Origin of the sequence: Rhizorhabdus histidinilytica (genome assembly GCF_900167915.1) — a bacterium.
In the GTDB taxonomy this organism is placed as follows: domain Bacteria; phylum Pseudomonadota; class Alphaproteobacteria; order Sphingomonadales; family Sphingomonadaceae; genus Rhizorhabdus; species Rhizorhabdus histidinilytica.
Map to the genome: position 1 here is coordinate 400,176 of NZ_FUYM01000005.1, position 9,508 is coordinate 409,683.

At 69.8% G+C, this 9,508-nt stretch carries 8 protein-coding genes; 3 read left to right on the forward strand and 5 right to left on the reverse strand.

Features of this window, described 5'->3' with window-relative positions:
• Positions 1 to 23: 23 nt before the first annotated feature.
• On the reverse strand, positions 24 to 1,559 hold the full coding sequence (locus B5X82_RS13885) for an NAD(P)/FAD-dependent oxidoreductase (protein ID WP_079648744.1): 1,536 nt from the start codon (positions 1,557 to 1,559) through the stop codon (positions 24 to 26).
• A gap of 118 nt (positions 1,560 to 1,677) precedes the next feature.
• On the opposite strand from B5X82_RS13885, the gene B5X82_RS13890 reads away from it, so the two are divergent.
• Together B5X82_RS13890 and B5X82_RS13895 are read left to right on the forward strand one after the other, a co-directional pair.
• Complete coding sequence (locus tag B5X82_RS13890; RefSeq protein WP_377266666.1) at positions 1,678 to 3,063, forward strand: amidohydrolase family protein; 1,386 nt, start codon at positions 1,678 to 1,680, stop codon at positions 3,061 to 3,063.
• Positions 3,053 to 4,186: a dipeptidase gene (locus B5X82_RS13895; RefSeq protein ID WP_079648745.1), complete on the forward strand. Its 1,134-nt coding sequence runs from the start codon at positions 3,053 to 3,055 to the stop codon at positions 4,184 to 4,186. Before B5X82_RS13890 ends, B5X82_RS13895 begins: the two co-directional genes overlap by 11 nt.
• Positions 4,187 to 4,195: 9 nt before the next feature.
• On the opposite strand, the gene B5X82_RS13900 is transcribed toward B5X82_RS13895, so the two are convergent.
• The 4 genes from B5X82_RS13900 to B5X82_RS13915 form a co-directional block, all read right to left on the reverse strand.
• Positions 4,196 to 4,876, reverse strand: coding sequence for a glutathione S-transferase family protein (locus B5X82_RS13900; protein WP_079648746.1), 681 nt, complete (start codon positions 4,874 to 4,876; stop codon positions 4,196 to 4,198).
• Positions 4,877 to 4,959: 83 nt separating this feature from the next.
• On the reverse strand, positions 4,960 to 6,237 hold the full coding sequence (locus B5X82_RS13905) for a dicarboxylate/amino acid:cation symporter (RefSeq protein WP_079648747.1): 1,278 nt from the start codon (positions 6,235 to 6,237) through the stop codon (positions 4,960 to 4,962).
• 80 nt (positions 6,238 to 6,317) lie between these two features.
• Entirely contained in the window at positions 6,318 to 8,339 is a 2,022-nt protein-coding gene (locus B5X82_RS13910; RefSeq protein WP_176152558.1) for a TonB-dependent receptor, read from the reverse strand.
• Between the two features lie 120 nt (positions 8,340 to 8,459).
• Positions 8,460 to 9,257, reverse strand: a complete 798-nt coding sequence (locus tag B5X82_RS13915; RefSeq protein WP_079648748.1) for a GNAT family N-acetyltransferase — start codon at positions 9,255 to 9,257, stop codon at positions 8,460 to 8,462.
• 156 nt (positions 9,258 to 9,413) lie between these two features.
• Between B5X82_RS13915 and B5X82_RS26395 the strand changes: the two genes are divergently transcribed.
• Positions 9,414 to 9,508, forward strand: a 95-nt coding sequence (locus B5X82_RS26395; protein WP_139385104.1) for a hypothetical protein, incomplete at its 3' end; no start/stop codon positions are given.

A 9,508-nucleotide genomic window follows, 5' to 3' on the forward strand; every position in this document is an offset into this window, starting at 1 on the left:
GGGAGGGGAGGGAAAGGGGAAGGTCACGCCGCCTTCCGGTCGGCGATCCGGGTCGGCACCGCGCGTTCGGAGCGGAGCGCGGCGGCGACGCCGGCGTCGTCGCCCTCGCTGCCGGCCTCGTGATATTCGGCGTCCTCGTTGACCGCCCAGACGTCGTGGCGGCGGGCGCCGGCGGCGATGTTGCGCGCGGTCAGCATCGCCGTCATCATCGCATGGTCCTGGTTGTTGTAGCGGTGCATGCCGTTGCGGCCGACGAAGTGGAGCGTCGGGTAGCGCGCCTCCAGCTCGCCGCGTACCGCGGCGACATGGGCGGCATAGTCGTCGTCATAGACCGGATAGGCCTTCTCCTGCCGGACGACCGCGCCGCCCACCACGGCGGCCGGGTCGCACAGGCCGAGCTGCGCCAGCTCCCGCGTCGCCAGTGCGACGAGATCCTCGTCCGACGAGGACCACAGGCCGTCGCCCTCGAAGCAGAAATATTCGAGTCCGACGCAGGCCAGCGCCGGATCGGGCACCATCTCGGGCGACCAGCTCCGGAAATTCTGGATGCGGCCGACCTGCACCCGGTCGTCATGGATGTAGATCCAGTTGTCGGGGAACAGGTCGTCCGACCGGATCATCAGCGCGACGGTCAGGAAGTCGCGATAGTGGAGCGCCATCGCGTCGGACAGCGTCGCCGGCAGCGGATGGATGCGGCTCGCCAGCTCGCGCATCGGCGCGGAGCTGATGACATGGTCGGCGGTCAGCATCGCCAGCCGGCCGTCGCGCCCCATCGCGGCGACCCGCCACAGCCCGGCGGTCTCGTCCCAGGAAAGCTGGTGGAGCATGTGCCCCATCAGCAGGCTGTTGCCCTGCTCCAGGATGCGGTCGCGCGCGGCGTCCCACATCATGCCGGGCCCCTTGCGCGGATAGCGGAAGCTTTCGAGCAGGGTCTTGGCCTGCATCCCGTCATTGGGCCGCTTGTTGAGGCCCAGCGAGCGGCGGACGCCGTCCCATACCGCCTTGCCGAGGCTCAGCCCCTTGATGCGCTGGGCCGCCCAGTCGGCCGACATCTCGTCGCACGGCATGCCCCACACCTTCTCGGTATAGGTCTTGAAGAAGATGCCGAACAGGCGGGCGCCGAACTGGTTGACGACCCATTGCTCGAAGCTCTTCACCTCCTTGTGGGGGAACAGCTTCCAGCGGAAGAAGCTGGCCATGCACAGCGTCGACTGCCACAGGCCCAGGTTGCGCAGCGCCTCGAAGGCGCGGAGCGGATAGCTGTAATATTTGCCGCGATAATAGATGCGGCTCATCCGCGGCCGTTCGATGAAGTCGTCGGGCAGCAGCTCGTTCCACAGGTCGACGACCTCGCGCGACTTGGAGAAGAAGCGGTGGCCGCCGATGTCGAATCGGAAGCCCTGGTGCTCGACGGTGCGGCTGATCCCGCCGACCTGCTCGGGGTCCTTCTCGATCAGGGTGACGGTGAAGCCCTGCTTGCCGAGCATATAGCCGGCGGTCAGCCCCGCGGGCCCCGCCCCGATGATCGCAACGTCGACATGGTGGGAGGCGCGCGGCATCGAAGGTCCCTCATATCCGGATATCCACCGATGCCATGGCCGACGAGCCGCTAAGACATGGTTAACGGCGGGTCGACGCGGCTGGTCAAAGCCGGCCCGCTGGCTTAGCCATCGTCCCGTGACCCTATCTGCCAGGAACCGGCCTTTCCGGATCGCGCTGCTATCGCTGGCCCTGCTGTCGCTGGTCGGAGCAGCGCCGCCACCCGCGAACGCCGACGAAGCGCTCAGCCTCTATGCCGACGCGACCGTCATCGACGGCACCGGCGCTCCGCCGCGCGCGCATCAGGACATCCTCGTGCGCGGGCAGCGGATCGTCGCGGTCGCGCCGCACGGCACGATCGCCCAGGCGGAGGGGGCGAAGCGCATCGACCTGTCGGGACGCTTCGTGATGCCGGGGCTGATCGACACCCATGTCCACCTCGCAACGCCTCCCGACGACGCCAGGGCGCGCGCGATCCTGCGCCGCAACCTCTATGGCGGGGTGACGGCGGTGCGCGACATGGCCGATGACGTGCGGCCGGTGGCCGAACTCGGCCGCGCCGCGCTGGCGGGGGAGATCGCCGCGCCCGATATCTATTACACCGCGCTGATGGCGGGCCCACCCTTCTTCCAGGACCCCCGCGTGCTCGCGGTGACGCTGGGCGTCACGCCGGGCAAGGCGCCCTGGATGCAGGCGATCGACGACCGCACCGACCTCAGGACCGCGGTGACGCTGGCGCGCGGCACCTCGGCCACCGCGATCAAGATCTATGCCGACCTGCCGCCGCGCCTCGTCAAGGCGATCACGGCCGAGGCGCATCGCCAGAATATACCGGTCTGGGCGCACAGCGCGGTATTCCCGACGCGCCCGGCCGATGTGATCGCGGCCGGTGCCGACACGGTCAGCCATGTCTGCTACCTCGCCTATCAGGTCGAGCCGGTGATGCTCGCCGCCTATGAGGACCGCACCCCCGTAAACGAGGCGCTGCTCGCGCCCGAAGGCGATGATCCGGTGATCGCCGGCCTGTACCGCGCGATGCTGAAGCGCGGCACGATCCTCGATGCGACCGGCAGCCTGTTCGTCCGGTACGACAAGGCACGGCAGCAGCATCCGGAGAAACGGCGGCTGCGCTGCAGCGGCGCGGCGACCACCCGGCTGACGCGGCAGGCGTGGAAGGCGGGGGTGCCGATCTCGACCGGCACCGACTTCGTCCGGGGCTATCGCAGCGACTGGCCCGACGTGCATGAGGAGCTTTTCTTCCTCGCCCGCGACGTCGGCATGCCGCCGCTCGCGGTGATCCGGTCGGCGACGCTGGTCGGCGCGCAGGCGGCGGGGCAGGCGGCGGAGATGGGATCGATCGAGCCGGGCAAGCTTGCCAATTTCCTGGTGCTGGCCGCCGATCCGGCCGCCGACATCGGCAATATCCGGACGATCGAGACGGTGGTGAAACGCGGCCGCGCCTATCCGCGCGGCGACTATCGGCCGACGACAAAGGCGGAAATGGGGGACGGCGATGACGATTGAACGACGCGAATTCCTGACGCTCGCCGCCGCGACGGCGGCGACGGCGGCCCTGCCGGGTCCGCTGCTGGCCGCGGCTGCGGCCGACCCGTTGAAGGGCCGGATCGTGGTCAATGCGCTCGGCGGGCTCGGCGATCCCAACGATCGCGGTGACGGGATGGTCCCTCGCGTCAGCCCGCGCGTACTGACGGAGGCGCATGCCTCGGGGCTGACCGCGGTCAACATCACGCTCGGCTATGTGTCGGGCCCCGCCGATCCGTTCGAGGCGAGCGTGCGCGACATCGCCGCGACCGACCGGCTGGTGCGCGAGCAGGACCGGGACCTGGTCAAGATACTGACCGCCGCCGACATCCGCCGCGCCCGGGCGGAGGGCAAGGTCGGGCTGATCTACGGTTTCCAGAACGGCGCGATGATGGGCAAGGACGTCGGCCGCGCCGACATCTTCGCGAATCTCGGCGTGCGCATCTTTCAGCTCACCTACAATCCCGCCAACCAGATCGGCGACGGATCGATGGCGCCCGGGAATCGGGGCATCACCCCGTTCGGGCGGGAGCTGATCGCCCGGCTCAACGATCTGCGGGTGATGGTCGACCTGTCGCACAGCGGCGAGCGGACCTGCCTGGAGGCGGCCCGCGCCTCGCGCGCGCCGATCTCGATCAACCATACGGGCTGCCGCGCACTGGTCGACCTGCCGCGCAACAAGACCGACGCCGAGCTGCGGCTGGTGGCCGAGCGGGGCGGCTTCGTCGGCATCTATTTCATGCCCTTCCTCAACGTGACCGGCCATGCCCGCGCCGAGGACGTCGTCGCGCATATCGATCATGCGGTGAATGTCTGCGGCGAGGATCATGTCGGCATCGGCACCGACGGCGACGTCACCCAGATCGACGACCTCAAGCGCTATGAGGCCGCGCTTGCCAAGGAGATCGCCGGGCGCCGCGCCGCCGGGATCAGTGCGGCGGGCGAGCGGCCCGACACCTACCCCTTCGTCGTCGACCTGCGCGGGCCGGACCAGTTCCGCAAGCTTGTCCGGCTGCTCCAGGCGAAGGGCTATGGCAGCGCCAGGATAGAGAAGATCCTCGGTGCCAATTTCCTGCGCTACGCCGAGACGGTCTGGGGCGCCTGAGCGGCCGGTTCAGGCCGGCATCGGTTCGGCCGGCTCCGCCGCGAAGGAGGCGAGCTGGGCGGCGTGCGCCGCCTGGAAGGCCGGGCGCGCGGTGCAGCGGTCGCGATAGGCGGCGAGGGCTGGGAATTCGGCCATCAGCGCATCGTCCGACACCTCGCGCAGCACCGTCGCCATGATGATGTCGGCGGCGGTGAAACCGCTCTCCAGATAGTCCTTGTCGCCGAGCCAGTCGGCGAGTGCGGCGAGGCGCGTGCGCAGCGTCTCGATCACCTGCGGGCGGCGCAGGCGGCCCCATTCGGCATCGGGGTTGAAGGTGTCGATGTCGACGAGGTCGAAGACGAAGGGCTCGACGCTGTTGAGCGCCGCCGTCACCCAGGTCAGCACGCGTGCGCGGCCCTGTGCGGTGCGCGGCATCAGCCGCTCGCTGCGCTCGGCGATGCGCAGCACCATCGCGCCGCTCTCGAACATCTGCACTTCCTCGTCGCGATAGGCGGGGACCTGGCCGAACGGCTGCTCACGGCGATAGTCCGCGCCCTTCGCCGTCTCGAAGCCGATCAGCCGCTCGCGATAGCCGAGCCCCGCCTCCTCGCAGGCCCAGCGCGGCCGCAGGTCGCGGACGAAGCCGCGTGCGAAATCGGGCACCCAGGCGAAGCCGGTGATCTCGATGGCGGCGTTCTGGTCGATCGGCATGACGGACTCCTCTCTCGCTCTGTGGGATAAGAAAGGTTGATATCAACATATTGGAAGGCTGTCAAAGGCCGGCCTCGGGATTCCTAGCCCAGCGCGGCCTTGAGCTTCTCGCGGTCGAGCTGGCCTTCCCAGCGGGCGACGACGACGGTGGCCACCGCATTGCCGACGAAGTTGGTGAGGCTGCGGCATTCGGACATGAAGCGGTCGATGCCGAGGATCAGCGCCATCCCCGCGACCGGCACCGACGGCACGATCGACAGCGTCGCGGCGAGGGTGACGAAGCCCGCGCCGGTCACCCCGGCGGCGCCCTTCGACGATAGCATCGCCACCAGCAGCAGGCTGATCTGCTCGCCCAGCGACAGGTCGACGTCGCAGGCCTGGGCGATGAACAGCGCCGCCAGCGTCATGTAGATGTTGGTGCCGTCGAGGTTGAACGAATAGCCGGTCGGCACGACCAGCCCGACGATCGGCTTGGCGCAGCCGGCGTCCTCCATCTTCGCCATCAGGTTGGGCAGCGCGCTTTCCGAAGAGGAGGTGCCGAGCACCAGCAGCAGTTCGTCCTTGAGATAGGCGATCAGCCGCAGGATCGAGAAGCCCGCGATCCGCGCGATGATGCCGAGCACGACGAGGACGAAGCCGATCGAGGTCAGGTAGAAGCACAGCACCAGCCCGCCGAGATTGGCGAGGCTGCCCAGCCCGAACTTGCCGATGGTGAAGGCCATCGCGCCGAACGCGCCGATCGGGGCGGCCTTCATCAGGATGCCGACCAGCCGGAAGACGACGGCCACCAGCCGTTCAAGCAGGTCGGTCACCGGCTGGGCGCGCTCGCCGACCAGCGACAGCGCGATGCCGAACAGGATCGCGACGAACAGCACCTGCAGGATCTCGCCCTCGGCCAGCGCCGACAGCAGCGTGTCGGGAATGATCGCCATCAGGAAGCCGACCAGCGACTGGTCGTGCGCCGCCTTGGCATAGTCGGCGATGTGGCTGCTATCGAGATCGGCGACGGCGATGTGCATCCCGGCGCCCGGCTGGACGATATTGGCGACGAACAGGCCGACGATCAGCGCCAGCGTCGATACCGCCAGGAAATAGCCGAACGCCTTGAGCGCGACCCGGCCGAGATCGCCGAGATGGCTGAGCCCGGCGATGCCGGTCACCACGGTCAGGAAGATCACCGGGGCGATGATCATCTTGACCAGCTTGATGAACGCGTCGCCGAGCGGCTTCAGCTGCGCCCCGATATCGGGCGCGAGCCAGCCGAGCAGCACGCCCAGCACGATCGCCAGCAGCACCTGCGCATAGAGCGATCGCCAGAAAGGCGGACGGGTGGCCGGCACGGCGTCGCTGTCGATGATCATGAGATGATGGGCCCCCTCCGAGAAGGGGCTGACGTCCCACGAATCCCCCTCCCTTTCAAGGGAGGGGGAGGAAAGGGGAGTTACCTTCTGTACCGCAGCGCCACCCACAATGTCCGGGGCGTCGCGCGTTCGACGGTGCCGTCGGCGCCGACGGTCGCCTCGACGCGCTTGTTGGCGATGTTCTCGCCGCGCAGCTCGGCGGTGAAGCCGCGGCCGAGGTCGAGCGCGGCGACCGCGTCGAAGGTCAGCGCGTCGTCGAGGCGGCGGCTGTTCTGGTCGTCCTCGAATTGGCCGGCGACATAGCGCGCGGTGACGCCGATCCGGGCGGTGTCGGGGCGGTTCCACTCGATCGAGGCGCTCGCCTGGTCGCGCGGCGTCTGGGCGGGGCGCAGCCCGGCGAGGCCGGTCGCCGCGCCGGACGCGCGGACGCGCGGATCGATGTGCGAATAGCTGGCGATCGCGCGCCATTCGCCCAGCGTCGCCATGCCGTCGATCTCGATGCCGCGGCTGCGGATCGCGTCGACATTCTGGCGCTGGCGGGTGTTGGGCGCGATGGTGACGTTCGAGATCGCGTCGTCGAGCCGGTTCCAGAAGATCGTCGCCCCCAGCTTCCAGCCGGGCAGCGGCGCATATTCGGCACCGCCCTCGATTCCCTTGACCCGCTCGGGATCGAGCAGCGGGTTGGCGATCGTCGAATCGCTGCCCGCGCGGAACGGGCGGTAGAGCTCGTTGAGGGTCGGCAGGCGCCAGCCCGTATAGGCCGCCGCGCGCAGGGTGACCGCCGCCGCCCCCGGCGGGCTCCAGGCGATGCCGGCGCGGCCGGTCGCCTCGGTCCCCGACCGGTCGGGATAGCGCGCGCTGTTGGCGGCGATCAGCGCACCGGTCGTGCGGCTGATCTCGGTGCGCTTGCCGTCGCGGAGCTGCCAATGGTCGACCCGGCCGCTCGCGGTCAGCGTCAGCCCCGGCGCGGGCAGCAGTGCCAGCTCGGCGAAGCCCCCGAACACATTCTGCTCGCCGCCCGCGACCCGGTTGGCGTTGGTCGAGACGACCCGTTCCTCGGTCCGGCCGCTGACATGGCGGGCGTCGCCGCCGAGCCGCAGGTTGACGCCCTCGCCGAGCGGCGGGCGCAGCTCGATCCGCCCGCCGAAGCCGTTGGCGGGGACGTTGTACTGGTCGAGCGACTGGCTGACGGTCGCACGGCCGGCGCCGATGCTGGCGAAGCCGCTGGAGAATTCGCGGTGCTGGAGCCAGGCGGTCGCCTCCCATCCCCAGCGGCCGCGCCCGACCAGCCGGATCGAGCTGTCGACCGCGAGGTTGCTGTTGCCGGTGAAGGGGACGCCGCGGTCGCGCCGGTCGAGCAGGAAGGAGCCGTTGGCCTGCAGCTCGGTCTCCGCGCCGACCGGGATTACCGCGCGGGCGGCGGCGCGGCTCTGCCGATAGCGCGCGGCGCGGTCGATCGGGCCGCGATCCTCCTCGACGACGGGGATGAAGCCGTCGCCCTGCGCATGGCCGCCCGACAGCATCAGGAAGCCGCCGCCAAGCCGCGCCGTCACCGTCGCGTCGGCGTCGATCGAGTCGCGGCTGCCATAGGCGACGCTCGCATCGACGGCATGCGCCTCATCGGGGCCCATGCTCGACAGCTCGATCGTCCCCGCCAGAGCGCCGGGGCCGTAGACGCTGCCGCCGCCGCCGCGGGTGACGCGGACATGGCCGATCCGCGCCGGATCGAGGGCGGCCCAGCTCACCCAGCCGCCGAACGGATCGACCATCGGCACGCCGTCGAGCAGGATCAGCGCGCGGGTCGATGCGTTGCCGCCGAGGCCGCGCAGCGTCGCCCCCTGGCTGGTCGGGTGTGCCGACCGCGCGTCGGAGCGGCGGAACTGCTGGAAGCCGGCGGCGTCGCGCAGGATGTCCTCCATCCGCCCGCTCGCCGACGTCTCCAGCCGGGCGCGGTCGATGCTGATCACGTCGAAGACGGCATCGCCGGGCGATCGCGGCAGGCCCTGGCCGGTGACGACGATCTCCGCCGCATCGTCGGCCCAGGCTGGGCCGGCTATGAGCCCGACACAGGCCGCGGTCAGCAGGAAACGGAGATGCCGCACGATGATCCTCCCGGAAGTTGACGGGGGCGGATGACCATCCCGGGGCGGCGGCGTCAATGGGAATATGGGCCAAGGCAGCCTTTCGTCATGTCGGCCTCTGCCGCCATGGCCGAGAGGAGGTTACGCCGCGACCTCGAAGCGCTGGGCGTAACGGGCGGCGATTCGGGCGACGGGCATCAGCACGAACACGTCGATCGTGTTGAAGGCGTGGTCGACATAGGCGCCGTCGCCGACCTCGGCGCCGACCCGCAGATAGGCCTTGATCAGCGGCGGCAGCCGGCGCGAGGCGATGCGCGGGTCGTAGCCGCCGAGCGGCAGCGCGCCGAGTGGGATAGCGTGCGCGCCGATCGCGCGGGCGCGCAGCTCCGGCACCGCCATATGGTTGTGGGCGAGCAGTGACAGGCCCTCGGCATGCTGGGCCGGGTCGGTACCGGGAAAGCTGGCGCAGCCGAACATATGGCCGATGCGGTGGCGCTGCAGATAGTCGGCGATGCCGCGCCACAGCAGCTGGATCGTGCCCGCGTCGCGATAGGCCGGATCGACGCAGGAGCGGCCGAGCTCGAGCAGCTCGACGCCCTCGCGCCGGCCATGCGCGATCACCGCCGACAGGTCGAATTCGTGCGCCGAATAGAAGCCGGCATGCGCCTCGGCGACGCTCTGGCGGAGCAGCCGGTAGGTGCCGACCACCGGGCTGCCGGGACGCGCATGGTCCTCGACCAGCAGATGGTCGCACAGCATGTCGTACGGATCGACGTCGCGGCCCTGGTCCGCGTCCGCCGGGCTCGCCGCGGGCAGCGCGCCCATGTCGCGGAAGAAGATGTCGTAGCGCAGCCGCTGCGCCGCGATCACGTCGGCCGCGCCATCGGCGAGCCGGACGGCAAGGCGGCGTTCAACCCCTTCGAGGGCCTGCGTCATCATGGCGTCCCCTTGCTGCAACGATGACCCGGCAATAATGGTGCAATGCGACACGGCGGCTACCGCATCGCGATCGATTTGCTACAACCATGTTCCACGGCCGTGACGATGGCGGCATGACCTTCCCCGGCGACCGCCGGACGACGAGGAGAACCCAGAGTGACGGCACCGAGCGAGAAGCTGCTGTTGTTCGGCGCGACCGGGGACCTGTCGCAGCGGATGCTGCTGCCGTCGCTGTACGGGCTGGCGGCGGA

Bases quoted from the DNA above. Each gene is read 5' to 3' on its own strand.
- B5X82_RS13900 (WP_079648746.1), bottom strand. From the start codon at position 4,876: ATGCCGATCGACCAGAACGCCGCCATCGAGATCACCGGCTTCGCCTGG.
- B5X82_RS13895 (WP_079648745.1), top strand. From the start codon at position 3,053: ATGACGATTGAACGACGCGAATTCCTGACGCTCGCCGCCGCGACGGCG.
- B5X82_RS13905 (WP_079648747.1), bottom strand. From the start codon at position 6,237: ATGATCATCGACAGCGACGCCGTGCCGGCCACCCGTCCGCCTTTCTGG.
- B5X82_RS13915 (WP_079648748.1), bottom strand. From the start codon at position 9,257: ATGATGACGCAGGCCCTCGAAGGGGTTGAACGCCGCCTTGCCGTCCGG.
- B5X82_RS13885 (WP_079648744.1), bottom strand. From the start codon at position 1,559: ATGCCGCGCGCCTCCCACCATGTCGACGTTGCGATCATCGGGGCGGGG.